Origin of the sequence: Collibacillus ludicampi (assembly GCF_023705585.1) — a bacterium.
GTDB lineage: Bacteria > Bacillota > Bacilli > Tumebacillales > BOQE01 > Collibacillus > Collibacillus ludicampi.
This window is the reverse complement of sequence record NZ_BOQE01000001.1, coordinates 254477-280711: the sequence shown is the minus strand read 5'-3', so window position 1 is coordinate 280711 and position 26235 is coordinate 254477. Positions and strand designations below refer to the sequence as shown.

Below are 26235 nucleotides of genomic sequence, written 5' to 3'. Positions count from 1 at the left end.
ACAGGAGGTTTGGAAGCGAGTGAAAGATATACCCATCGTCTACGTGGTGTCAGACTCCGTGGGAGAAACAGCAGAATTTGTTGTACGTGCAGCCGCCAGCCAATTCGACGGTGGTCGTGTGGAAATCCGGCGAATTTCTTATGTGGATGATAAGGAAGCGATCGCTGAGGTAGTGACGGCCGCACAGGAAAATCAAAGTATGATTGCGTTTACCCTCGTTCTCCCCGATCTGCGGAAGTTTTTGATTGAAGAGGCGGCACGCCAGAGTGTTCGTGCTGTCGATATCTTGGGTCCCATGATGGACGCGTTTCATGAGGTCTATAAGATGGAACCAAAACTTCGTCCGGGACTCTTGCATCAGTTGGACGATGAATATTTTAGACGGGTGGAAGCCATCGAATTCGCGGTGAAGTACGATGACGGGAGAGACCCGAGGGGAATCTTGCGAGCGGATGTCGTTCTGGTGGGCGTTTCGCGTACATCGAAGACACCGCTTTCCATGTATCTGGCTCATAAACGCTTGAAAGTAGCAAATGTTCCTCTTGTACCAGAGGTAGAACCGCCTGACGAATTATTTCAAGTATCTTCAAAAAAGGTGATCGGTTTAACCATTTCGCCGAATGAACTCAATTTAATTCGTACAGAACGTTTGAAATCTCTGGGATTGCGCGCACAGGCAAATTACGCCGCATTTGACCGTATCTTGTACGAACTCGATTTTGCCGACAAGGTGCACCGGAAACTCGGATGTGCGGTCATTGATGTATCGAATAAAGCGGTGGAAGAAACGGCAAATATCGTCATGGATCTCATTAAACGTGGGGGACGAGGCTGATGACCACAAAATATGTCTATCTTTTCGAAGAGGGTCGTGCGGATATGAAAAATATTCTGGGCGGGAAAGGGGCAAACCTGGCAGAGATGACGCGGGCCGGGCTGCCTGTCCCTCCAGGCTTTACCGTAACGACGACTGCATGTAACGAATATTACCGGGCAGGTCGTACGCTTACAAACACGATGAAGGAGCAAATCGAGCAGGGGCTTGCGGAACTTGAACGTCGTACCGGCAAGAAGCTCGGTTCTGTACAAAACCCTTTGTTAGTCTCGGTTCGTTCAGGCTCGGTCTATTCCATGCCGGGGATGATGGATACAGTCCTCAATCTCGGATTAAATGACGAGACGGTGGAAGGTCTCGCGTCGTTGACAGCTAACCCTCGTTTTGCTTATGACTGTTATCGTCGTTTTCTTCAAATGTTTGGAAGTGTGGTTCTCGGGATCGATCATTTCCACTTTGAGCACATTCTTGATGAAGTGAAAGAACACTACGGGTTTACGCAGGATCCCGAGTTACGGGAGGAACATTGGAAAGAGGTTATTCAGGCCTACAAAGCTTTGGTCAAAAAGCACACGCGTGCAGATTTTCCGCAGGATCCCCGCGAACAACTGATGCGTGCGATCCAGGCGGTTTTTCAATCTTGGAACAACCAGCGGGCGATAGTTTATCGCCGCATTCATAAGATTCCGGATGATTTAGGCACCGCCGTTAATGTCCAGATGATGGTCTTTGGCAATATGGGGGATGACTCAGGGACAGGGGTTGCTTTCACGCGTAATCCTTCGACGGGAGAAAAGGAATTGTTCGGTGAGTTTCTCGTTCGGGCGCAGGGAGAGGATGTAGTGGCCGGTATTCGCACGCCACAACCGATACATGCTTTGCGCGAGAGGATGCCAGACATTTATAGTCAGTTTACAAAGATTGCCGAATTGCTGGAGAAGCATTACAAGGATATGCAGGATATTGAGTTTACTGTAGAACGCGGGCGGCTTTTCATTTTACAGACGAGAAACGGAAAACGTACGGCGCATGCCGCTGTCAAAATTGCGGTCGATCTGGTCAAGGAACAGATTATTAACAAAGAAGAAGCGATCATGCGCATTGATCCCCATTCATTGGATCAATTGTTACACCGGCGCATCGATCCCGCTGCAAAGCTCGACGTACTCGCGAAAGGACTGCCAGCTTCTCCGGGGGCGGCTTCCGGTCACGTGGTCTTCGATGCAGACACGGCTGAACGATGGGCTTCTGAAGGAAAGCGTGTAATCCTTGTAAGACCGGAAACGACGCCGGAAGATATCCACGGGATATTGGCTGCTCAGGGAATTATCACATCTCGCGGAGGAATGACCTCCCATGCGGCCGTCGTGGCGAGAGGAATGGGAAAACCTTGTATTTGCGGATGCGAAATGATCAGAATTGATCTGCGGAAAAAAGAATGTACGATAAGAGAAGAAACCATTCATGAAGGGGATCTCATCTCGATCGATGGGGGAACGGGACGCGTGTTACGCGGAGCTGTCCCGCTTATCGATCCGGAGCTGTCTGCTGAATTTCAGCAGTTGCTTACATGGGCGGACGAGGTTCGGAAGATGGAGGTGCGCGCCAACGCAGACAATCCGGAAGATGCGGCCAAAGCGCGTGCCTTCGGTGCGCAAGGTATCGGCTTATGCCGAACGGAACATATGTTCATGGAGCCTGAGCGCGTTCCCATTGTTCAGGAGATGATTTTAGCGGAAACGGAAGAAGAACGTACGGAAGCATTGGAGAAACTTTTGCCGATGCAACAGCGGGATTTTGAAGGGATTTTGAGGGAGATGGAGGGGCTTCCCGTTACGATTCGCCTTCTGGATCCGCCGCTACATGAATTCCTGCCGAATATGGAAAGTTTGATCGTAGAGTTGACACAGATGAGGCTGTCGGGTGAGGATCCCAGAACGATCAGGCAGAAGGAGAACTTGTTACGTAAAGTTCGTGCCCTTCAGGAATTCAATCCGATGCTGGGCCATCGTGGATGCAGATTGGGAATGACTTTTCCGGAAATCTATGCGATGCAAGTCAAGGCAATTTTTCAAGCGACGGTGAAATTACAACAGGAAGGTTTGGATGTTCGTCCCGAAGTGATGATTCCGCTGGTAGGCCATGTGAATGAGTTAAAGGCCATGCGTGATCTTGTTCTACAAGTGGCAGCACAGGTTAGGGAAGAAACAGGCCATCCCGTCGTATGCCCCATCGGCACGATGATCGAGATTCCCAGGGCTGCGCTTACGGCTGATGAAATTGCTGCCGAGGCCGATTTCTTTTCCTTCGGAACGAACGATTTGACACAAACGACCTATGGCTTCTCAAGGGATGATGCGGAAGGGAAATTTCTGCATAAGTATGTGCAACACAAGATTTTACCGGATAACCCGTTTGAAGTGCTCGACCGCCATGGAGTTGGGAAATTGATTCAGATGGCTACCGAATTAGGGAGAGCGGTTAAATCGGATATCAAGCTGGGGATTTGCGGAGAACACGGTGGAGAAAAAAGCTCCATAGAATGTTGCTATCAAATCGGTCTCGACTATGTTTCGTGTTCTCCATTTCGCGTACCTTTGGCCCGTTTGGCAGCGGCACAGGCGACAATCCTGCATGGGTAAAGAATGGTATTTACGGCCTCGATTTAGAAATCGAGGCTTTTTTTGTAAATCATAAAATCAAGGGATTTTTTCCAAAGAAGTGCGTACAAATAAGATGATGCGTCTTCATGGATTCTAACGTTATCGGATTGAATGTACACGAATGTCGGCAATACTGAGGACATAACGCTTCCTTTTTCGGGAAGTTTGTCGATTTTCGTCAAACGAGGTCATAAGTTTTTTTGAAGGAGAAGGATTTTGTTCCTGTTTGTAGAATACATCAATGTCAATTTATTTGCAAAAAGTTGATTAGAAAATAATTTAACGTGCGAGAAGGAGATTGAAATGCATTGGCGAATTAAGATTACTCAACGCTCTGACTTCACATAAGAAAGGTGATGTCGGGATGTGGAGAAGAATTCCGGATGAGGTGATCGAGAACGTTCGCCAGCACTTTGACATCGTTGATGTTGTTTCCGAATATGTTTCATTAAAACGAACGGGGCGATCATTTGTTGGGCTGTGTCCCTTTCACTCGGAAAAAACTCCTTCGTTTTCTGTGTCACCGGATAAACAGATTTTCCATTGCTTTGGCTGCGGCGTTGGTGGAAATGTGTTTTCATTTTATATGTTAATTGAGAATGTTTCCTTTGTAGAAGCAGTCACACATTTCGCGGGGCGAGCCGGCATCCATATCCCGTACGAGGAAGTGGTGGATGAAGAGTCTGAAGAAGCGGTACGGCGAAAGAAGCTGTTCGCGGCGAATGACCTGGCTGCTAAATATTATCATCATATTTTGATGAATACGAAAGTGGGAGAGCCAGCTCTTGAATATCTTAAAGGGAGAGGGTTAACTCCCGGCACGATTGAACGGTTCCAGCTCGGTTATGCACCGAGCGCTTGGGATGTACTCCTTCGTTTTCTAACAAAACGCGGTTTTTCCGAAGATTTTTTGGAAGAAGCGGGCTTGCTCTCCAAAAGCCAGACAGATCCGAGCCGTTACTATGATAAATTTCGCAATCGGGTCATGTTTCCGATTCAAGACGCGCAAGGACGTGTTGTAGGCTTTGGCGGCAGGGTGATGGACGAATCGCACCCCAAGTATTTAAATACCCCGGAAACCGTTCTGTTTCATAAAGGACGTCATCTATACAATTTTCATCGTGCCCGTAATGCGATACGTCAGACAAAACAGGCAGTTCTTTTAGAAGGCTATATGGATGTAATTGTAGCATATCAGGCTGGAGTTGAAAACGTAGTAGCAGCCCTGGGAACGGCATTAACACCTGATCAAGCACGGCTTTTGAACCGTAACGCGGAAGAAATCGTCATGGTGTATGACGGTGATCGTGCAGGTCAAAACGCAGCTCTAAGGAGCTCAGAGGTGATCAAAGAAACAGGGGGAAGCGCACGTGTAGTCGTTCTCCCTGACGGACTGGATCCCGACGAATTCATACGGAAACATGGTTACGAAGCTTTCGAGCGCATGATTCGCGACCGATCAATGTCGGTCACTTCTTTCAAGCTACAGAAACTGCGTGAAGAAAGCCAATTATCGACACAAGAGGGACGGATTCGCTTCTTGACGGAAGCCGTCCGTATCATTTCTGAATTAAAAAGCCCAGTAGAAAGAGAATCATATTTGCGTCAGTTGGCAGGAGAATTCGATGTTTCTCTTGAATCACTTAGTATGGAGGTCGAAGTCGCCACAAAAAGCCTTAAAACCCGGAAAAACGGGGATATTCCACCTAGAATGTGGAATACTAATAGAGATAATGGGAAACAGGTCGTAAAGGAATCCTTACAGAGCAAATTGCCACTCCCGGCACATTTGGAAGCTGAACGAAAGCTTCTAAGTTATATGTTAATCGATGAAGGGGCGGCTAGACAAGTTCAAGAGACTCTTGTCGACGAATTTTCTGTGGATGAACATGCTGCACTTGCCATTCATTTGTATCATTTTTATGGTGAGAATGAGAAACCAAATCCGGCGTTGTTTATCGCGCAATTGGACGATCCGGTCTTAATACAGCTGGCATCAGAATTGGTTGTTGAAGCTGAAAATCTTGATATGCGACCTGGATTGGTGGAAGAATACATTCAATGTATTCGCCGTTATCCGTTTGAAAAACGACTGAAAGAAATACCACGCGAAATGGAAGAAGCCTTGCGGAATGGAGATTATGCTCTTTTACGCGCTTTGCAACAGGAACAACTTCAGTTGCGAGCAGTCTTACGATAGATCTTTTATGCTTTTTGAAAGGAGGGGGTCGGCATGGCAAAAAAAGTGAAAGATGGAGAAACGAAAGAAATGACGATCGAGCAAGTAAAACAAGAGCTGATTGAAACAGGAAAAAAACGAGGAATTCTCACTTATAATGAGATCATGGATAAACTTTCTGTTTTTGACCAGGACCCGGATCAAATCGATGAATTTTTTGAGTACCTGTCTGAACAGGGCATTGAAGTCATGAATGAGTCGGAGGATATCGTCGAAGATGACGATGAAGACGCACATCCACATGTCGAAGACGATGAGGATTTTGATTTGGATGATCTTTCGGTTCCACCGGGCGTTAAGATCAATGACCCCGTCCGCATGTACTTGAAAGAAATCGGACGCGTACCTCTTCTCTCTGCCGAAGAGGAGATCGAGTTAGCGAAGCGTATCGAGCAAGGCGACGAGGAAGCGAAACGACGCTTGGCTGAAGCGAACCTTCGTCTCGTTGTAAGTATCGCGAAACGGTATGTTGGACGCGGTATGTTGTTTCTTGATCTCATTCAAGAGGGTAACATGGGTTTGATCAAAGCGGTCGAGAAATTCGATTATCAGAAAGGCTATAAATTCAGTACGTATGCCACATGGTGGATTCGTCAAGCGATCACGCGTGCAATCGCCGATCAGGCTCGTACGATTCGGATTCCCGTGCACATGGTGGAGACCATTAACAAATTGATTCGCATCTCGCGTCAACTCCTGCAAGAGTTAGGGCGTGAACCTACCCCGGAAGAAATTGCTGCCGAGATGGATATGAGTCCCGATAAAGTGAGGGAAATCATGAAAATCGCACAAGAGCCAGTTTCTCTTGAAACACCGATCGGCGAAGAAGACGATTCCCATTTGGGTGACTTCATCGAAGATCAGGATGCGCTTGCACCGGCGGATGCTGCCGCTTACGAGTTGTTGAAAGAGCAACTCGAAGATGTTTTAGATACGTTAACTGAACGTGAAGAGAACGTTCTTCGACTCCGTTTTGGCCTCGATGACGGACGTACACGTACACTTGAAGAAGTAGGTAAAGTTTTTGGTGTGACACGAGAACGCATCCGTCAAATTGAAGCAAAAGCGTTGCGTAAATTGCGGCATCCAAGCCGAAGCAAACGCTTAAAGGATTTTCTCGAATAAACCTTGGTTGGAAGAAGCACTCGTTTGCATACGGGTGCTTTTTAATTTGGTCAGTTAATGTAGCAAAAGAGCCGAAGAAGCGTGTTAGGTTAAAAGGTTTGCTAACGGCAATCAGACAAACGCCTGCAGAAAATTATGATATTTCGTTAAACTTAATCAGTACCTTCAAAGCTTCATTGCCCAATCATGATCTACAGAAAGCGGTTAATAAAGTCCGGGACATTGATCATCGCATCTCTTCAAAACGTTCTACTGCTAGACTCTTGCTTCTAGTTCTGCTCGACCTTGTTTCTCCCTTTCGTTTCCATATAATCTACACACGTGATATTCAATTCAAGGTACATCCATCAACTGCGTTTACTGTGTAGGATTAACGGAATGCGTTAACTTCATTTTTGTTTTTTATTTTACATCGTTTCCAGTATTGATGCAAATTGGTTTTCTGTTTTCTTTGCCTTTTGGTTCCCTAAATGCGGGAATAGCACTTTCGATTCAGAAATTACAAAATTCGTTCTTGAACCAAACGGTCGTTACGTTATAATATTTATAGATTGTTCTTACACTGAGCGAACGCTCGGTCTACTTGATTGTTAATCCAGGAGGAGAGGCCATGAATTTCGATTTAACCAAGGAGCAGAAGATGATACGTTCGATGGTTCGTGATTTCGCGGAAGCCGAGATTGCTCCTAAGGCTGAACATGTGGATCGCACGGGGGAATTTCCGATTGAGACATTTCGTAAAATGGGGGAACTCGGACTGCTTGGTCTCCCGATCCCTGAAGAATATGACGGGGCTGGCGGAGATACGATTTCCTATGCATTAGCGGTTGAAGAAGTCGGGCGCGCGTGCGGCTCAACCGGGCTCAGTTATGCGGCTGCCGTCTCATTAGGGTTATGTCCAATTTATTATTTCGGCAATGAGGAGCAGAAGCAAAAATATTTGCGTCCTTTAGCGCGTGGTGAAGTATTGGGGGCATTCGGCTTAACAGAACCCAATGCAGGTTCCGACGCGGGAGGCACACAAACAACAGCGAGACTGGATGGGGATGAATGGGTTATTAACGGAACGAAATGTTTTATTACGAATGCTTCCTATGCTAAAACGGTGATTGTCACGGCTGTTACGGAGAAAGGCATTGGGAGCAGAGGAATCTCTGCGTTCATAGTGGAAACAGACACCCCTGGGTTTAAGGCGATCGCAAATTATGAAAAATTAGGCTTACGGGGCTCGAATACTGCAGAGTTGGTATTGGAGGATGTGAGAGTCCCCCGAGAAAACTTGCTGGGTGATCCCCAAGCGGGCTTCAAACAATTTTTGTACACGTTAGACGGCGGACGCATTTCCATTGGCGCGCTCTCTGTTGGGATTGCGCAAGCTGCGTTTGAGGCGGCACTTCAATACGCGAAGGAACGCGTACAGTTTGGCCAATCCATATCCAAGTTCCAGGCGATCCAATTTAAACTGGCGGATATGGCTATGCATATTGAATTGGCACGAAATCAGGTGTTGAAAGCTGCTTGGTTGAAAGATAACCACCGTCCGTTTACGAAGGAAGCAGCGATGGCCAAACTCTTTGCTTCTGAAATCTGTATGCGTGTTTGTGACCAAGCGATACAGATTCACGGCGGTTACGGTTACATGAAAGACTACCCGGTCGAACGGTATTTCCGCGATGCGAAACTGATGGAAATTGGAGAAGGCACATCTGAAATTCAGCGCATTGTGATCGCTCGTCAGTTGGGGTGTTAATGATTGATTATATACAAATAATTTGAAAAATTACTGTTAATTTTGTTTCAACCCCCTGCACGGACAGGGGAGTTTTTATTATAATATTGATGAATCAAAGATAAAGGGGTTGTGCGGATGGCGGATATCATGCATCTCACGGTTGGACAACTACTTTCCAAAATTGCGGATCAATACCCTGAGCATGAGGCTGTTGTGTATGCGGACCGGGATCTTCGTTACACGTATCGGCAGTTCTATGAGATTTGTGGACAGGCTGCTAAAGGATTCATGAAATTAGGTATCGCGAAAGGCGATCAATTGGCGATTTGGGCAAGCAATTATCCGGAGTGGTTAATTACACAGTTTGCGACAGGAAGGATGGGTGCTGTTCTCGTAACGGTAAACACAAACTATCGTACAGCCGAGCTGGAGTATCTCCTTCGTCAATCAGACACTTCGACATTGCTTCTGATGGAATCCTATCGCGGAGTCTCATATACGGAGATGCTATATGAAATCGTTCCCGAATTGAAGGATGCCGAACCAGGAAAACTGCAGTCCCAACGATTCCCTTGTTTGAAAAATGTTGTAATTTTAAGCGATAAAAAGTACCCAGGCATGTTCAACTGGTCCGATGTGATGGAGTTGGGGAAAACCGTTTCAGATGAAGAATTGCGAGAGAGGGAAGACAGTCTCGATCCGTTTGATGTGATTAACATGCAGTATACCTCGGGAACAACCGGTTTTCCCAAGGGTGTGATGTTAACGCACAGTAATATTATCAACAATGGTCGGAATATTTCTGAATGTATGAATTTAACATATCAAGACCGATTGTGCATTCCTGTTCCCTTTTTTCACTGTTTCGGTTGTGTTTTAGGTACGATGGCATGTGTATCGGTCGGGGCCACAATGGTACCTGTTCAGGAATTTGATGCATTGGAAGTTCTTAAAACGGTTGAAAAAGAACGTTGTACCGGATTGCATGGTGTTCCTACCATGTTTATCGCCGAGTTGAATCATCCAGAGTTCTCTTCTTTCGATCTGTCGTCATTGCGCACCGGAATCATGGCCGGATCTCCTTGTCCGATCGAGGTTATGAAAGCGGTTGTAGAACGGATGGGTGCTCGTGAAATCACGATCGCATATGGACAAACGGAATCGTCTCCCGTAATCACTCAGACGCGCACGAATGATCCTATCGAGCTGCGCGTGACATCTGTTGGACGTCCTTTGCCTCACGTGGAAGTCAAGATCGTCGACCCGTCTACAGGCAAGGAATTGCCTCCTGGGGAACAGGGAGAACTATGTACGCGAGGATATCATGTGATGAAAGGATATTATAAAAATCCGGAAGCGACGAAAAACGTGATTGACGAAGACGGTTGGCTGCATACGGGAGATCTGGCTACTATGGACGAAAACGGATACTTTAAGATTACCGGGAGATTAAAAGATATGATCATTCGCGGTGGTGAGAACATCTATCCGCGCGAAATCGAAGAATTCCTTTACACGCATCCGAAAATTCGCGACGTTCAGGTCATCGGGGTACCTTCTGTCAAATACGGAGAAGAGGTGATGGCTTGGATTCAAGTGAAGGATGGCGAGACGCTCACCCCCGAAGAAGTGCGTGCTTACTGTGAAGGGAAGATTGCCCGTTTTAAAATCCCTCGCTATATCGAGTTTTGCGAATCATTTCCTATGACCGCATCGGGTAAAATCCAGAAATTCAAACTGCGTGAACAAGCGATTGAACTCTTGGGATTGCATGATGCAGCTTCCATCGAAACCGCATAAGTCCAAATGTTCGGTAGATTTCACGGCCATGCCCAATCGGCGTGGTCTATTTTTTGCATTCTTCCGTTTTTCTCATGTATCATGGATTCAGGTGGATGCAGAAAATGATGGAGGAGTCTATGAAGATTTCGAAACGATTGGGTAGAATCTCGGAATATGTCCCTTTTGGCAGTGTGGTTGCCGATATCGGAAGCGATCATGCACTTGTACCTATTCAGTTGGTTACAAGCGGAAAAGTGAATCGCGTGATCGCAGGAGAAGTGAATGACGGCCCCTTCCAAACTGCAATAGCGAATGTTTCGCGCATGGGATTACAACACCGGGTCGATGTACGCAAAGGTGATGGATTGGAAGTCGTTAAAGAAGGCGAGGTATCCGTTGTCATTATCGCTGGGATGGGAGGGGGTACCATCGTGCACATTCTTGCCGCTGGTAGGAACAAGCTTTCAGGGGTAGAGAGGCTGATTCTTCAACCACAAGGGGATGCGGATCGTGTACGCCTTTGGTTAGGCGAAAACGGATGGATGATTTATGAGGAAGATCTTCTCATGGAAGATGAATTGCTTTATGAGATCATTGTAGCGGAGCCTGGGGTCCAATCATTAACGAAAGAGGAAGAGGAGTTCGGTCCCATTCTCTTACGAAAAAGTCACCCGCTACTGCAGGTGAAGCTTCAACAGGAGATCGAAAAAGCGGAGCGCGTTCTGCGAAGTCTAGAGAGAAGCAATGGGGAAGCTGCGGAAAAGAAACGTAAAGAATTGGAAAGAAGAAAAAATTGGTTACAGGAGGTTAAGGAACGTGTCTGCAACCGTAAAGCAAATTATTGATATCTTTGAGCAGTTGGCGCCAAAACGTTTGGCAATGGAAGGAGATAAAATCGGTTTACATATCGGTAACCCCCAGAAACAAGTCAATAAAATCCTTGTGACATTGGATTCCTCGGCACCTGAGGTGATTGATGAAGCGGTTCAAGTCGGTGCGGATTTGGTTATTGCCCATCACGCTTTAATTTATAGAAAAATATCCAACATACGGACAGATACACCTTACGGAAAAGGGCTGGCGAAGCTGCTCGCACACGATATCGCGGTATATGTGGCGCATACGAATTTGGATATTGCGGAGGGTGGGGTCAATGATGCTTTGGCGGCGGCACTTAACCTCAAAGATGTAGAAATCCTCGAACGTATGCACAATCAACGGTTGAAAAAATTGGTGGTATTTGTCCCTGTTACTCATCAAAAACAGGTGATCGCTGCCATGTGTCAGGCGGGAGCCGGACATATCGGCAATTACAGCTGGTGCACGTTTAATACAAAAGGGATCGGAACATTCAAACCGGAAGAAGGTACCCATCCATTTATAGGGGAAAAGGGACGTTTAGAAGAAGTTGAAGAAGTTCGTGTGGAAACGATAGTTCCGGAACCGCGTGAACATCAGATCATCCATGCCATGTTAGAAGCGCATCCGTATGAAGAAGTGGCTTATGATTTGTATCCATTGGAAATCATGGGTCGAGAATATGGCATAGGTCGGATCGGCAATTTGCCAAATGCGATGACCTTGCGATCATTTGCTTCTTTTGTAAGAGAGCGGCTGCAAGTCCCTGGTGTCCGGGTTTGCGGTTCCTTGAATCGAAACGTTCAAAGAGTTGCTGTTTTGGGAGGATCTGGACAAGATTGGATCTCCACAGCGATTGCTCGCGGCGCTGATGTATTTGTAACTGCTGATGTGACCTACCATATGGCGCAGGATGCGGTTACAGCAGGTTTGTCAATTGTGGATCCGGGTCATTACGGTACGGAACGAGTGGTTTTGGAACCTTTGGCCAATTATTTAAGGAAAAGGTTTTCGGAGGAGAATCTGTCGATCGATGTTGTTGTTTCACAAGTGAACACTGACCCGTTCGGATTTGTAACCGATTGACGCTCGTACTTCTTTTATGTGATTTTTTTTTCGGACCCCCCATACAGTGTATTGGGGGGTGTTCAGTTTATGATCAATTTCATGGTCATGATTATTATCGCTGTTTGCGCTGTACTTGCATCCTCGTACATTTACTTCCTCCTGCAAATGTTCCTCACGATAACAAAATGCCCCGAGTGCGGACGGATTATGCAAAAGGTTTTGTACACGGAATCATCAGAAGAGAAATCGTATCAGATCCATTATGAATGCCGTTTTTGTCAAGGAAAACGCATCCGTCCAATCCATCGCGGGAAGAAATTAACGATGTATCCGTGAGGAAAACGGGGGATTCTGATGATAAGGGCAGGGTGGTAGCCTAGGCCTTTGGGAAAGGAGGAAGTATCGGTGAAAAGCGTATGGCAACGAGCGTTTATAATCATAGTATTTTTACTTCTCGCCAACACAGGAACCTATGCTGCTGCACCGACCGTCTCAACTCCCCTACCGATTCCCCGCGAACCTGACCACTGGCAAGGCGAAGTACTTGTGACCGTACAACCCGCAATGATGCTTCAACTAAAAGACACAAAAGCATTTCGCCAAAAATTAATCCGTTCTGCTTTAGTCTTAAGTGAAACGAAAAGACGTTCGCAAGCCGCCTCACTGGATAAACCCCATACATTTTTTTGTGCTGGTTTCGTTCAGCAATTATATCGCTCGTGTGGAATATGGATACCCGCACATTCTGTATATGCGCTCTCCCGATATGGAATCCGCCTACAAGACCCAAAACATCTGAATACAGGTGACCTCGTTTTCTTCAGTCAAGCGAATCGAGCTACGGAGGTTGGACATGTTGGCGTTTATCTAGAAAAAGGGCAAGTTCTGCATCCTGATGACAAAAACGGCACTTTTGTCAAAGTCAGTCTTCATGATCCAGTCATCCAGAAACGTATGTTATTCGCTACAAGAATTGTTCATTGATAGTTATACCGTTTCCAATTGACGTTTTTACTATTCGATTGTGTCGTGATGGAGTGGAAAAAAGGGCGGTTCACCCCGCTCTTTTATTTTGCGTAATCATGAGTTTCAGATGGACGGGATGTGAATCATCGAGCATATGAATCGCTTTTGTTTCCTTCCTTTTTGGGATGGGGTGTATGCATTGCGCGTAAAAGCGACTTTGAAGGTCGTCTCGCAACATATGATTATGATTCCATGCGAGACGACCTTCACGGAGCATAAGCGCAATGCATATACCCGCTGAGACGACCTCCACGGAGCGCGAACGCAAAACATACGCCCTTCAAACTAAAGGTCGTTTCCGCAACATTTGTTTATAATGCGGGCGGAACGACCTTCATCGAACCCAAGCGCAAAGTGATACATCCAACCAGGCACTATCGGAAAGTTTGATCAAGTCCATATTTGTGTGTAAATTTGCCCTCGGTTAGATTGGCCCCCTTCCGTCCCGCGAAGGGGGAGACGCAGGGAGCACGCCCCCTGCACCCCGTCACTCGCCGTGTGGCAGACCCGGCAAGGCATGCCGGGCTGCTCTGAAGTGTCTTTCCATCAAGCCTGTCAAGGCTAAATGGAACGCTTCGCGGCCTTGACAGGCTACGAGGCGTGCGTCAGCCGATGCGGGTCACTTTGCTATTCATTTGGGCGGTTCTGGATTCCCGCCACTCCAGATATTCGGCCATATCCAGATACTTTCTGCCGCTGGCCCATTTCTCATCCACTTCCATGAGCAAGGTACCGATCAGACGTAAAGCCGACTCCCGATTCGGAAAGATCCGAATCACTCGTTCACGGCGGCGGATCTCCTCGTTGAGACGTTCCAGACCATTCGTCCGCAGCCGTTTGCGATATTTCTCCGGCAAATGGAGGACGGCTGTTGCGTCTTCAAAACCGGCTTCCAGCGTCGCCATCGCTTTGGGAGCTTTCGTTTCGTAAGCTTCGAGCACCTGATTCAGGAGCACTCGTGCAGTGTCCATATCCGGGGCATCCAAAATCCCCCGCACCCGTCGATAAACCTCGTCTTGCAACGCTTTTGGTGTAGCATCCAGAATGTTGCGCACGAAGTGCGTCTGGTATCGCTGCCAGGTAACACCTTGGAAATGCTTGCGAATGGCCCGAACTAATCCCCCATGGTCATCCGACACCATTACTAATAAAAAAATTGTTAAAACGGATAACCCCCAGATGGTTAGTAGAATAATTTTTCCCCATTTTTTTAATTTACTCATATCAATTCCTCCCTTTCCTAGAAAACTACGAATAAGGGAGGCCTAGGTTACAAAATTATCCTGAATTATCATTCGGCCACATTCTCTTCCCCTTTTCTCCTTCCGGACCCAAAACCGTCCGCGAACAGCCAGACATTTACGACGAGTTTGACCGGTACGAATTGATTGACTACGTGCGGTACGAACTAAAACCGTCTCCCACGGTGAAACACCAGAAGCTGCTCATCGAGCTATGCCAGCGTTTGTACGCGTCCTGTTATCCCAACGGAGTGCTCCTCACCCCTCCACTGGATGTCTACTTCGACGAAGGAAACCTGTTTCAACCCGATTTGATCTTCATCACTGATGAAAACGCGAAAATCATCAAAGAAGCGCGAATTGAATGAGCTCCCGATCTGGTTGCGGAAATCTTGTCGCCAAGTACCAGCGTCAACGACAAAATTCGCAAGAAAGCGCAGTATGAACGCTTCGGGGTGAAGGAATACTGGGTGGTCGACCCGGTCCATCTGCTCGTCGACCAGTTTGTGCTGGAAGAGGGAAAGTACTTGCTGCACGCGACATTCGGCGATGGCGATACGCTGATCTCTGAACCATTCCTCTGCGTCTGCATCGATCTGGGGGAGGTATTTGCCAAATTGTAAGAACAGCAGCCAAGTCCGTGTTCCTGCTGCAATCGTTCTGACACTCCGACCATTTATCCCAGAAAGAAAGCGGGCATTGCACGCTGTGCACGCCCTCTATCGATCAAAAATCTAGCTCATCTTCCAGTACTTCGATTGCACTTCCTTCACACGGTCGACATATTCCTTTTGTATGTCATACAACACATCCGTGGGAATCGTGTGCATCGCAGGCGCAAACGGGTCTTCGACGGCGGTTCGGATTCCGCTCATTTCTTCCACGATGGCATGCGAGCAGAAGGGTACGTAAGGAGCACTGTATCCGCCTTCATGGCAGGCGACCAGACGTCCGTTGCAATGCGTGTCGGCCAGCTCCAGCATAAAGGATGCGATCCTTCGAAAACCTTCCGCTGTCACCATCATGCGGGCAAGCGGATCAAACAGGCTCGGGTCTTGTCCGGCAGAGATCAGGATGAGTTGCGGTTTAAACTGGTCGGCGATGGGCCGGACAAGCGTCTCCAACGCGTACATATAGCCTGCGTTTCCGGTTCCGGCCGGCAACGGAATGTTCACGTTGTACCCTTCTCCCCTACCTTCTCCCACATGTTCGGCAAGGCCCCTTCCCGGAGGGTAGTTCAGTTCTTGATGAAGCGAGATAAACAGGACGTTCGGATTGTCGTAAAAGGCGCTCTCCGTGCCGTTGCCGTGATGCACATCCCAGTCCAAAACGAGGATTCTCTCCAGGTTATAGGTTTTTTGCGCGTACTTGGCGGCGATGGCCACATTGTTAAAGAGGCAAAAACCCATGCCCAGGCTTTTTTCGGCATGGTGGCCGGGCGGACGAGTGAGAGCGTACGCGTTGTCAACTTGTCCTTTCATCACCGCATCGACAGCCGTAATCGCTCCCCCTGTTGAAAGCACGGCAATTTCGTAAGATCCGGAGCCAACTAATGCCAGTTCACCGGCATCACCGCCGGTTGTATCGCTCAAATGTTTTACTTTTTCTACGTAATCCGGCGTATGGTACAACTGAATTTCTTCTCGTGTGGCCGGACGCGGGGCAATCTGGACCAGCTTGGCCATCAGACCGCTTCGTTCAAGCAAATTCTTAAACCGCCGCTTGGTTGCCGGATTTTCGGAATGAACGTCGGTTTCCACCCAACCACCGGGCGGAAGGAACAAGGCGCCGTTGCCCGTATCATGCCAGAAATAACTTTCATCACAAACAAATCCTGTTTTTCTCATTGACCATACCTCCCAAAGTTGATTTTTTAAATAATGAATATTGTGACGACTCTGCTGGATTTTTGTGCAACTCGTTTTTTATAATTATGGCAGGAGGGATAAGAGCCACCAATTACCCGAAAGGATGATTTTGGCCCGTCGTTCCTTCGACATCATTGTGTGATAGGGGTCATATTATGCGATTGTCAAAAAGAGAGTACGAGGATATTTTCCGCTTTTTTGATGAGATTCGCGTTTCGGCTCCGTTTTTCCGAAAAAAAGTACAGAAGTCATTGGCGGACCGGTTTGGCTATAACCACACTATTTTTTGGCTGGCCGACGACCAGGGAAACCTCTACAGTCCGGAAACAATCAACCTTCCCGATCAAGTGCTTGTCGATTACGTAGAGTGTTTCTTTCAGCACGATCCGCTCCATCCGAAAAATCAGTGGGGCACGTTCTTCGATCGCCCGGCCTTGCGTATCGATGATGTCACATCGCTGACCGAGTACGAAAAAACGGATTACTTCTCGATGTTTATGTGCAAGCACCGCTTCTACCACGAAATGGTCGTCTATCTCATGGACAGGGGAAAACTTTGCGGCGTTATGGGGATGGCCCGTTCCCGAAAAGAGAAGGCTTTTTCTGAAAAAGATTGTAAGCGCTTAACAATGCTGTCAGCTCATCTCGGTCACCTGCTGGCCAATCACATTCGCCTGGAAGATGCGAGTTTCCAAAAGAAATTGTTGGAGGCGCGGACCAACGTCTCGACGATCGGACTGATTCTCATTGATCGGGATGGGCGCATCCGGTTTGTAAATGAGGCTGCCAGAGAAATTTGTGCTGAATTCATGAGCTGTTCGGGTGAAGCTGAGGAATTTTTAAGCCGGTTTGTCTATGCCAAACCCGAATGGCAAATGGGACTAGCTGTCCCGCTCGTTTCCTCGAAACAGAAACGGTGGTCCGTCCAAGTGATTCATGGAATAGAGGGAATACTCGGAGACCACCGGTGTCAATACGCCATATATCTGCTGCCCGACACGAAAGGGCAAGATAGGGGAGAGGCGGGGGAAAGGCTGTCGGAGCGCGAATTGGACATATGCGAACTGATTGCAAAGGGATGCACAAACTTGGAGATTGCCAATGAACTCTGTATTAGCATTAACACCGTCAAGAAACATCTACAGAATATCTATGAAAAGCTCGGCGTCAACAATCGAACCAGTCTCCTCTACGAGTTGAGACGCTGAGGCCAAGAGTCAACCTTTGAGGACGCATCCTGCGCACCGACAATCATTTCCTTTTCAAATAATATGTTAATTCCTTTTCTATATTAAGATTTTTAATTTTTCTAGACAGGGTAGATTCATCCATACCGTCTACCAATACATGAGTGATGACTCGCCTTAATGCACGTTCGGTATACTCTCCTGTTTCCGGGTCCCATTCGCGTAGTATCAGTCCATCCCCAACTTTGAAGCCCGATCGTTCTTCCTGATCTCAGCTTTCTTTCGCTTTCCTTAACAGCTTGGAAGTATTCAGGCCATGTCTTTAATTGATGAACCGTCACGTCCATTGACTTTCCTCCCAATTGACAAAAGTAATGTTGTGTTAAAACACGTACACACACTAAAAATTTCATTTGAATTTTTAGTAAGAAGGAATTTGTCAACAGCCTGTCAAATGATTCATAATTGAAGGAGTTGATCTATTTGGAAAATAAAATGTTTAAACTTGGTGAGTATAGATTGCTTGCTAATGAAATCCTTAGTTACAACGTATCACCAGAAACAGGAGATGTAGTTTATTGGACAAACAAAAAATCGGAACAGTGGACGGTCGAGAGAATCCCCCTCGATTAGAGAAATAAATTAGCCAATACGAGTCACTTTAGACACTGCTTTTGTTGCCTGAGTTTCTCGCCATACCATATACTCTGCCATATCGAGATACTTTTTGCCGCTTGCCCATTTTTCGTCTATCCATAAGCAAAGCCCCGATCAGGCGAATAACAGATTCACGGTTAGGAAAAATGCGAATGACACGTTCTCGTCGGCGAATTTCTTCGTTGAGTCGCTCCATGCCATTTGTTGTCCGAAGGCGTTTACGGTACTTTTCGGGGAGCAGAAGAACGGCTGGATCAAGTCCATATTTGTGTGTAAAATCCCTCGGCCATATGAAGCCTAGCGAATATGAGTCACTTTGGAAACTTTTCTTTCTTGTACTTGAATTTTCTGCCAGGCTAGATACTCGGACATATCAAGATACTTCTTACCACTCGCCCACTTCTCATCGATCTCCATGAGCAAAGCACCGATGAGACGAACGACGGATTCCCTGTTGGGGAAGATGCGAATGACTCGTTCACGCCGTCGAATCTCCTCATTAAGCCGTTCCATTCCGTTCGTTGTTCGCAGGCGTTTTCGGTATCTTTCTGGCAGCATGAGGACTGCTGTCGCATCTTCAAAACCGGCTTCCAGAATCCTCATGGCTTTGGCAGCCTTGTTCTCGTAAGATTTCAGTACCTGCTCAAGAAGCAATCGAGCGGTATCCATATCCGGTGCATCCAGAATCGCTCTTACACGTGGATACAGTTCCTCCTGCAACGCTTTAGGAGTCGCGTCTAGGATATTCCGCATGAAATGGGTCTGACACCGCTGCCAAGTGACACCCTGAAAGTGGTTGCGTACAGCACGAACCAAGCCACCATGATGATCAGACACAATCAAGTCCACTCCACGCAAATCACGGCTCTTCAACCAAGCAAAAAACTCACTCCAGCTCGCTTCCGACTCGCTGTCTCCAAGCATCAGTCCGAGGATTTCACGGTGGCCGTCTGTATTCACTCCATAAGCCAACATAACGCCTCGAGCACGGACACGGCCTTCTTCACGAACCTTCAATACGAGGGCATCGACAATGACAAACGGATAACGAGAATCGCGGAGACTCCGATTGTTCCAAGCGTTCACCACGGGATCCAGACGCTTGCAGAGTTCGGACACAGTAGACTTGGAAAACTCCGTACCACACAATTCTTCCGTAATCTGGGTCACTTTGCGGGTCGAAACACCATTTACGACCATCTCCATCAAGGCCAAGACAAGAGCTTGTTCGCTACGTTGGTATCGGACGAACAACTCTGTAGAGAATTTACCGTTACGGATACGAGGAACTCGAAGAGTGATCGTTCCCACACGGGTTGTGAGTTGGTGAGGGTAGGCACCATTTCGATAACCTTGACGATCTTCCGTCCGCTCATAGGGCTCTGCAGCCAATTGTTCGCTCGCTTGAGCCTGCAATACTTGGTTCAATACGGATTCTAACAACGCAGCCACCCCGGTATCCTGTGAATTCCCCAAAAATAACTGCTGCAAAAGCTTGGAATCTACGGTAATCTGGTATTGAGCCATAACAAAAACTCCTCTCCTAGAATGGTGTCCGCAAACTTCATTCTAACCGAGGGTTTTTGACAATGGCTCTCTTATTTTTCAGAGAGGTTTCGTTTTTACACAATTATACGGACTCAACTGAAAGTTTGGCTGGACCAACTTCAGTTGAGGGGTCGATGCTTGGTTGACCAATAATTACCAGACAATTATTTTGAAAAAAAAGATTGACGAACAATAGAATTTATGATAGTTTAATAAAGTGTTGATGAGCCATTAGCTCAGTTGGTAGAGCACCTGACTTTTAATCAGGGTGTCGAAGGTTCGAGTCCTTCATGGCTCACCAGATATGCGGAAGTAGCTCAGTGGTAGAGCATCGCCTTGCCAAGGCGAGGGCCGCGGGTTCGAGTCCCGTCTTCCGCTCCATAAAAATTATATGCGGTCGTGGCGGAATCGGCAGACGCGCACGTTTGAGGGGCGTGTGGGTTATCCCGTGGAGGTTCAAGTCCTCTCGACCGCACCAAATATATACAAAACACATTGAGAAGTGTTGGGTAATTTATGGCAGCAGTCTTGAAAGACTGCTTTTTTATTTTTTGTACGAAAATACACTCGTATTGATAACGCAATATATGAAGCTTCATTGTTTACTGGATTGCGCCACTCATGCAAAGAATCGATGGGGATGTTCATTGATCATGAATTACCGATAAATAGAAGAGAAACATTACTTAAAGATTCGATTCATACATACAAAGATCTTGGAGTGGAAACAGGTTAAATGAAATGTAAATAATGCTTGACCACATCATTTTAAGGCAGTATACTATTCATGTGTGAAGGAACTCGGCTATTGATGAGAACACTTCCTACGGTGTGGAAAATCCTACTTTGTCCCTTTATGCGATCATGTGAAATCAACAGACGTACACGTTATAGGGGCAAAAGGGTTTACCTAGGAGGTCAAATCCTTTCAACTGGCAATACCATATTCAAACCACACGGAGAGGTGGTCGAGTGGTTTAAGGCAGCGGTCTTGAAAACCGCCGTAGTCGTGAGGCTACCGTGGGTTCGAATCCCACCCTCTCCGCCATAGTAAATATGCCGCTGTTATGCGGATTTTAAAGCATAACGTCTTTGTCGCAGAAATGCGTGCAAAGGCGTTTTTTCGTTTTCGTGACCGTTGCACTACGATAGCACAACGAGGGCAGAAAGCGAGGGCATTTACGATGACTAAAACGGCTAAAGGACAAGGAAAGCGAGGACATCGGAAAACAAATATCGCGGTACCGCAGATGGTCTTAGACCGTTTGACTACAGACGATTTAAATTTGACGCTTAAGACCGATGGAGTAGACGGTTTTAAGACCGCAGGAGGCAAGGGAAAGACACTCACGCTCGACGATATATTTAATCGTTATTATACCGCTAGGAAAGCGGCAGGAGCGGCGAATCGTACGTTAGAGGATTACGTCAAACATATGCGATGGCTACGGCTGTTTATGGCTCTGAACTACAACGGTCTTGACAATTTTGTGCCAAATCGTAAGGTCATCCGTGACTGGATATCTCATATGATGACTGTGCAAAAGCTGAAACCATCAACGATAAATATACGGCTACGGACTGTAAAGGCGATGTTTAACTGGGCGAAAGCCGAAGGACTACTCGAAGAATCGCCGTTTGAGAATATTGAGTTACTCAAAGTACCGGAGGAAGAATTTAACGTATTAAGCAAGCAACAGGAGCGAAGACTTCTCGGTGTCTGCGACCTGAACACGATAATCGGTATCCGAGACGCTCTCCTAATATCGTTTCTGCTTGATACGGGCGTACGCATCGGAGAGTGTCTTAATATCCACGTATCGGACGTAAATCTAACGAATCGGTCGGTACTTGTTCGTGGCGAATCCGCTAAGACTCGGAAAGCACGTACGGTCTATTTCGGGAATCGGACGCAGAAATTGCTTATGGCATATCTACAATGGCACGAACAAGCCGCAGAAGCTCCGAATCTCTTTGTAAATGAATACGGCACTCCTCTAATTAAGGACTGGGCATCGAAACGTATTCATTACCTCGGGGACAAAGCAGGCATAAAGGGCGTACGAGTATCGCCGCACACACTACGCCATACATTCGCTACTTGCTACATAAAGGCAACGGGAGACCCGTTTAGCTTGCGGAGGCTTCTCGGGCATAGCACCATGGAGATGGTAAACCGCTACGTAAACCAAAATACGGATGATGTCAGAAAGCAGTATCAAAAGTCACTAGTGTTGCATTAATTAATTCAGAATATTCTTCTATTATTTTTTTCATCTCTTAAATAAAAAAATCCTTTACAATGGAGAGGTCAGGTAGTCCTGTCCAAATCCATTGAAAGGAAATACACTTATGGACAAGGATAAGGATACCCTACTTTCGGCATTTGGTAAATGGGTTGAACCACTTTTTCAGTGTAATTTTCAAGAAAAAGTAGATCAAAACCAACAAGATAAATACGCTAAGAAGCTTACTACGAAATCTTACGTCCTGTTATTTCTGCACGCCATCTTGCAAAAACGTGAAAGTTTACGTGCCGTTGCGGCAGATATCTTGAATCCTCATATGCAAGAATTCTTGCAATTAGATTCCATCAGCTATTCGCAACTTTCACGGAAACACCGTCAGGTGGATACCGATCTACTCGCTCATCTGTTTTTTTCTTTAGTTGGAAAAATCCAATGCATGGCTGCTAACCCTGCCGGGCGGAAGCCATACAAAATCATAGACTCAACTACGATCAGTTTATGTTTATCAAAATACCGCTGGGCGAGCTTTCGGAAAACCAAAGCGGGAATAAAAATCCACGTGAGCTTGGCATTTGTCGATCATGATGAAGTCTATCCTGAACAGATTCGTCTAACGACGGCGAAGCCTAATGACATCACACAAATGGATTCCTTGATTGATGATTCGGAAGCCATCTATGTGTTTGATCGTGGTTATGTCGATTACAAGAAATTTGATGATTATTGCCGTAGGGGAATAGGCTTTGTTACCCGTTTGAAGGACAATGCAACGTTCTACCTTCTGGAATCTCAAGTGCTTCATGAGAGTCCTGTCCTTGCGGACACAAAAGTGTTGCTAGGATCCCCTCAAAAGCCCATGGATCACGTACTTCGACTGGTCGAGGCAAAGGATTCACAGGGCAATGACATAAGAATTATTACCAACTGTTTTGATTTGTCAGCAGAAGAGATCAGTGACATATATCGTACACGATGGGCAATCGAATTGTTTTTTAAATGGATGAAACAACATTTGAGAATCAAAACGTTTTATGGTCTCTCCGAAACGGCGGTTTGGAACCAAGTGTATCTTGCTTTGATCACCTATTGTCTGATGATTCTAATGAAGATGCAAATTCAAACTACCAAAAGCTTATTGGAGTTGCTTCGAAGTCTAAAGGCCTTCTTATGGTGCGATTACATAGAATGGTTCAAGTACAATAGATCATCGAAAAAAAGGCGAAGGTAAGAGATCTCAGCAATGAATCGGCATGCCAGAATACAGGACAGTAACGGAACCCTTTCTTTTTAGAATATACATATTATACCAAATGGGCGGGGCTACCTTTAACGTGCTCTGTCCTTATTTTGTTAAAATAGCATTAGATTAAAACGCAGAAAATTCAGTTATAATTTATGCAACACTAGTGATCAAAAGTTTGCGGAGACAGCATTTTAAATCATCATTAAACAGACGGCAAAAGGCGAGGTACCATTGAACAGTATCTAGCCCGAGCTGTCTTTTTTTGTACATACGATTACGAGGTATAACGATGTAAACGCCTATTGCCAAATACGGCAAGGTTAAAAATCACCTTAAAATCTCGCTAAATCGCCGTCTTTCTCCGTTTCACTAGGTGAAATAGTTTATCCCGCAAGTCTACGATAGTTTACATTTTTGCGTTTTTTAGGGGGTCTAAGGACGGGAGCATTAGCGGTTTACAGGCGTACAGGCTCATACGTTTTCGAGAATTAGAGGGCTTATCGCATCGGAGACTACGCCATATTTGCGATTACAACCGCACGCCGCTCCTGCCGAGGACGGCTCCCAAAACTCGGGGGGTCTCGCATCGGTTACCACACATGCCGCAGCGAATCCAACCACTAGCCGTGTTCTATCGTGTCCCAATAACGCCGATTCTATAATCTGCGAGTGCCTGTTTCAAAAACCTTCGTTTATGAGCCTTTTTGAAACGAGATACTTTTATCGCACTCTTTGCCCTTAAAACAGTTTCAAAAACCGTCTCAAAAACTACGTTGCAAAAACGTACGTTTATGATACGATAGTGATACACCAAGCAACGAAGGAGACGGCACGATGAAAATCGGTTACGCACGAGTATCGACCGCAGACCAATCGCTAGATATGCAGCTCGACGCATTGAAAGAGGCGGGATGCGACCGCATCTATACCGAGAAGGCTAGCGGAGCTAAAGACGACCGCCAAGAGCTGGAAAGGGCGTTGGATGCGTTAAGGGCAGGCGATATTTTCGTGGTCTACAAGCTAGACCGACTCGCACGCTCCACAAAGAAGCTCATCGAGGTTTACGAACGCCTAAACGACCTAGGAGTCGAACTCGTGAGTATCTGCGATGGATTAGATACGACAACGTCGACAGGTCGGGCGATGTTCAAGATGATAGGAGTTATCGCAGAGCTAGAGCGTGAGATGATTGTAGAGCGAACGAAAGCAGGTCTAGAATCTGCGAGGGCTAGAGGGCGTATCGGAGGCAGGCCCCGAACCGACAAACGCAAGCTCGCACAAGCGATGAAGCTCTACGATAGCGGCGTAGTCGTCGCGGAGATTACGCAGCTTACAGGCGTTACGAAGGCGACTCTTTACAGAGCCTTAAAGGAACGAAAGCAAAGCGAGGCAAAGGGCGTTTAGAACGTCCTTTTTTCATTTCAAGACCGCAAGCTCGGGCGGCACAGGTCGACACGAGTAGGCACGTTAGACCGCAAGTAACCACACGCACCGAGACCGCAGAAATTAGCGTATAACCGCTCTGTCTATGCGGTCAAGGGTCGTATTCCGCAGTTTCAATTTGCAGAAAAACGCGGCGGTGACGTATTTATGATTGTTGCATATTCATACGCAAGTTGTGTGCTACACTTATTGCAGTTTAGGGCAGAATAGCGACATAAGCTCCCTGTAACTTTCCAAGCCAGGTCTGCTTGACTGTCAGCTGAACGAAAAATTGATGAGGGGTGTGTTCCTTGATGACAAATAGTAGAATGAATCCAAAGGTTGATGAATTTTTAAGTAAAGCTAAAAAATGGAAGGAAGAATATGAGAAGTTGAGAAATATCGTTCTTGACTGTGAGCTGACCGAAGAATTTAAGTGGATGCATCCTTGTTACACGTTTGAGAAAAAAAACATAGTTTTAATACATGGATTTAAAGAATATTGTGCGCTTCTGTTTTTCAAAGGTGCCTTGTTACAGGATGCCCATGGGATTCTAATCCAACAAACGGAGAATGTACAGGCGGCGCGCCAGATTCGGTTCACCAATGTTCAAGAAATAGTTGAAATGGAAACCATCTTGAAAGCCTATATTTATGAAGCCATTGAAGTTGAAAAAGCCGGTTTGGAAGTGAATTTTAAAAAGAATACAGACTTCATAATTCCTGTAGAACTTCAAAATAAATTCGATGAAATCCCTGCCTTGAAAACTGCTTTTGAAGCATTGACGCCGGGACGGCAAAGAGCATACATTCTTTATTTTTCTGAACCCAAACAATCCAAAACTCGACAGTCAAGGGTTGAAAAATGTATGCAGCAAATTCTCAATGGAAAGGGATTAAATGATTAGTATATTCTCCTTGAACTAACGGGGGCGTTAGTTTACGACACCCGACCAATCCTGCATTAGTATGCAAAAACGCGGTATATCGGAACGCCGCGTTTTTCTGCATCTTTAAGTTGCGGAAAACAAAGGGTGTCGGTATAGCTCTCGGCATAAGCCGCAGAGACAGGCGGGAAGAAAGCGGTGCGGTAACGGTATCCAAACGTGACCTATCCGAAGCGGGCGGCAGACATAGCCGCAGTACATGGGTATACCAGACGGCACAAGCTATAGGCACGCCAGCGGCCAGACATCGAAAAGCGTAACGGCTCTCACTCGGGAAGCATGTCGTATGCGGTCTCTAACGGCTCACATCGGCTCGGTAAGAGCAGCGACAATGAAGGTCATCGAGTCGAGGCAGTTGACAACCGAGGCTCCGAACGGAGGGAAGGCGGTTTAAGATGCGGAACAAGTGTATACCCCCCAAGCCGCCCATGCGACCGCTTGCGACTGCGTACCGCACATAGCTAACAATTTTTTGGACCCGAGGGGGTAAACCGTACATAGCGGGGCCACGAAATTGACCGCCAACAACCGAACGCAGATAACCG

General features: G+C 46.6%; 20 protein-coding genes, 4 tRNA genes and 3 pseudogenes. 22 read left to right on the top strand and 5 right to left on the bottom strand.

The annotated features are described in order from the left end of the window. The first annotated feature begins 19 nt into the window (after positions 1-19). From DNHGIG_RS01470 to DNHGIG_RS01425, 10 genes are all read left to right on the top strand, one after another. A complete protein-coding gene (locus DNHGIG_RS01470) occupies positions 20-835 on the top strand; it encodes a pyruvate, water dikinase regulatory protein (protein ID WP_282198004.1) in 816 nt (271 codons plus the stop codon). Then, complete coding sequence (gene ppdK, locus DNHGIG_RS01465) at positions 835-3477, top strand: pyruvate, phosphate dikinase (protein WP_282198003.1); 2643 nt, start codon at positions 835-837, stop codon at positions 3475-3477. Before DNHGIG_RS01470 ends, ppdK begins: the two co-directional genes overlap by 1 nt. 385 nt (positions 3478-3862) lie before the next feature. Then, the gene (gene dnaG / locus DNHGIG_RS01460; RefSeq protein ID WP_282198002.1) at positions 3863-5698 is read left to right on the top strand and encodes a DNA primase; all 1836 of its coding nucleotides are present in this window, start codon (positions 3863-3865) and stop codon (positions 5696-5698) included. A 33-nt stretch (positions 5699-5731) separates the two neighbouring features. After that, on the top strand, positions 5732-6862 hold the full coding sequence (gene rpoD / locus DNHGIG_RS01455; protein ID WP_282198001.1) for an RNA polymerase sigma factor RpoD: 1131 nt from the start codon (positions 5732-5734) through the stop codon (positions 6860-6862). Between the two features lie 610 nt (positions 6863-7472). Next, positions 7473-8612, top strand: coding sequence for an acyl-CoA dehydrogenase (locus DNHGIG_RS01450; protein ID WP_282198000.1), 1140 nt, complete (start codon positions 7473-7475; stop codon positions 8610-8612). Between the two features lie 117 nt (positions 8613-8729). Continuing rightward, entirely contained in the window at positions 8730-10394 is a 1665-nt protein-coding gene (locus DNHGIG_RS01445) for an AMP-binding protein (protein ID WP_282197999.1), read from the top strand. A 119-nt stretch (positions 10395-10513) separates the two neighbouring features. Next, positions 10514-11221: a tRNA (adenine(22)-N(1))-methyltransferase gene (locus DNHGIG_RS01440; RefSeq protein WP_282197998.1), complete on the top strand. Its 708-nt coding sequence runs from the start codon at positions 10514-10516 to the stop codon at positions 11219-11221. Next, positions 11193-12320, top strand: coding sequence for a Nif3-like dinuclear metal center hexameric protein (locus DNHGIG_RS01435; RefSeq protein WP_282197997.1), 1128 nt, complete (start codon positions 11193-11195; stop codon positions 12318-12320). The genes DNHGIG_RS01440 and DNHGIG_RS01435 overlap by 29 nt, the downstream gene beginning before the upstream one ends. A 69-nt stretch (positions 12321-12389) precedes the next feature. Continuing rightward, positions 12390-12638, top strand: a complete 249-nt coding sequence (locus tag DNHGIG_RS01430; protein WP_282197996.1) for a hypothetical protein — start codon at positions 12390-12392, stop codon at positions 12636-12638. A gap of 69 nt (positions 12639-12707) precedes the next feature. After that, the gene (locus DNHGIG_RS01425; protein WP_282197995.1) at positions 12708-13286 is read left to right on the top strand and encodes a C40 family peptidase; all 579 of its coding nucleotides are present in this window, start codon (positions 12708-12710) and stop codon (positions 13284-13286) included. Between the two features lie 647 nt (positions 13287-13933). On the opposite strand, the pseudogene DNHGIG_RS01420 reads toward DNHGIG_RS01425, so the two are convergent. Continuing rightward, positions 13934-14473: pseudogene (locus DNHGIG_RS01420) on the bottom strand (transposase); the annotation flags it as partial. Positions 14474-14712: 239 nt separating this feature from the next. On the opposite strand from DNHGIG_RS01420, the gene DNHGIG_RS20905 reads away from it, so the two are divergent. Then, positions 14713-14937, top strand: a complete 225-nt coding sequence (locus DNHGIG_RS20905) for a hypothetical protein (RefSeq protein ID WP_369414652.1) — start codon at positions 14713-14715, stop codon at positions 14935-14937. 9 nt (positions 14938-14946) lie between these two features. Beyond that, positions 14947-15192, top strand: a complete 246-nt coding sequence (locus DNHGIG_RS20900) for a Uma2 family endonuclease (protein ID WP_369414745.1) — start codon at positions 14947-14949, stop codon at positions 15190-15192. A gap of 111 nt (positions 15193-15303) precedes the next feature. Here DNHGIG_RS20900 and DNHGIG_RS01410 read toward each other — a convergent pair whose 3' ends face one another. Further along, a complete protein-coding gene (locus DNHGIG_RS01410) occupies positions 15304-16416 on the bottom strand; it encodes a class II histone deacetylase (protein ID WP_282197994.1) in 1113 nt (370 codons plus the stop codon). Positions 16417-16592: 176 nt separating this feature from the next. Here DNHGIG_RS01410 and DNHGIG_RS01405 point away from each other — a divergent pair, with 176 nt between their 5' ends. Next, a complete protein-coding gene (locus DNHGIG_RS01405; protein ID WP_282197993.1) occupies positions 16593-17645 on the top strand; it encodes a helix-turn-helix domain-containing protein in 1053 nt (350 codons plus the stop codon). A gap of 43 nt (positions 17646-17688) precedes the next feature. On the opposite strand, the pseudogene DNHGIG_RS20895 reads toward DNHGIG_RS01405, so the two are convergent. The 3 genes and pseudogenes from DNHGIG_RS20895 to DNHGIG_RS01395 form a co-directional block, all read right to left on the bottom strand. Beyond that, positions 17689-17865: pseudogene (locus DNHGIG_RS20895) on the bottom strand (DUF3850 domain-containing protein); the annotation flags it as partial. 401 nt (positions 17866-18266) lie between these two features. Continuing rightward, positions 18267-18531: pseudogene (locus DNHGIG_RS01400) on the bottom strand (transposase); the annotation flags it as partial. A gap of 47 nt (positions 18532-18578) precedes the next feature. Beyond that, positions 18579-19808 (bottom strand): IS256 family transposase, encoded by a 1230-nt coding sequence (locus DNHGIG_RS01395; RefSeq protein WP_282197992.1) that lies wholly within the window; start codon positions 19806-19808, stop codon positions 18579-18581. A 246-nt stretch (positions 19809-20054) separates the two neighbouring features. Between DNHGIG_RS01395 and DNHGIG_RS01390 the strand changes: the two genes are divergently transcribed. The 9 genes from DNHGIG_RS01390 to DNHGIG_RS01350 all read left to right on the top strand — a co-directional run bounded on the left by DNHGIG_RS01390 (position 20055) and on the right by DNHGIG_RS01350 (position 25950). Then, a tRNA-Lys gene (locus DNHGIG_RS01390) sits at positions 20055-20130 on the top strand. Between the two features lie 5 nt (positions 20131-20135). After that, positions 20136-20210 (top strand) — tRNA-Gly (locus tag DNHGIG_RS01385). A 12-nt stretch (positions 20211-20222) separates the two neighbouring features. Further along, a tRNA-Leu gene (locus tag DNHGIG_RS01380) sits at positions 20223-20307 on the top strand. A 480-nt stretch (positions 20308-20787) separates the two neighbouring features. After that, positions 20788-20877: transfer RNA gene (locus tag DNHGIG_RS01375), tRNA-Ser, on the top strand. 136 nt (positions 20878-21013) lie between these two features. After that, the gene (locus DNHGIG_RS01370) at positions 21014-22072 is read left to right on the top strand and encodes a tyrosine-type recombinase/integrase (protein ID WP_282197991.1); all 1059 of its coding nucleotides are present in this window, start codon (positions 21014-21016) and stop codon (positions 22070-22072) included. A gap of 109 nt (positions 22073-22181) precedes the next feature. Next, the gene (locus tag DNHGIG_RS01365; RefSeq protein ID WP_282197990.1) at positions 22182-23306 is read left to right on the top strand and encodes an IS4 family transposase; all 1125 of its coding nucleotides are present in this window, start codon (positions 22182-22184) and stop codon (positions 23304-23306) included. Between the two features lie 849 nt (positions 23307-24155). Next, positions 24156-24725: a recombinase family protein gene (locus DNHGIG_RS01360; protein ID WP_282197989.1), complete on the top strand. Its 570-nt coding sequence runs from the start codon at positions 24156-24158 to the stop codon at positions 24723-24725. Between the two features lie 332 nt (positions 24726-25057). After that, complete coding sequence (locus tag DNHGIG_RS01355) at positions 25058-25651, top strand: YdeI/OmpD-associated family protein (RefSeq protein WP_282197988.1); 594 nt, start codon at positions 25058-25060, stop codon at positions 25649-25651. Between the two features lie 110 nt (positions 25652-25761). After that, the gene (locus DNHGIG_RS01350; protein ID WP_282197987.1) at positions 25762-25950 is read left to right on the top strand and encodes a hypothetical protein; all 189 of its coding nucleotides are present in this window, start codon (positions 25762-25764) and stop codon (positions 25948-25950) included. The last annotated feature ends 285 nt before the right edge of the window (positions 25951-26235 follow it).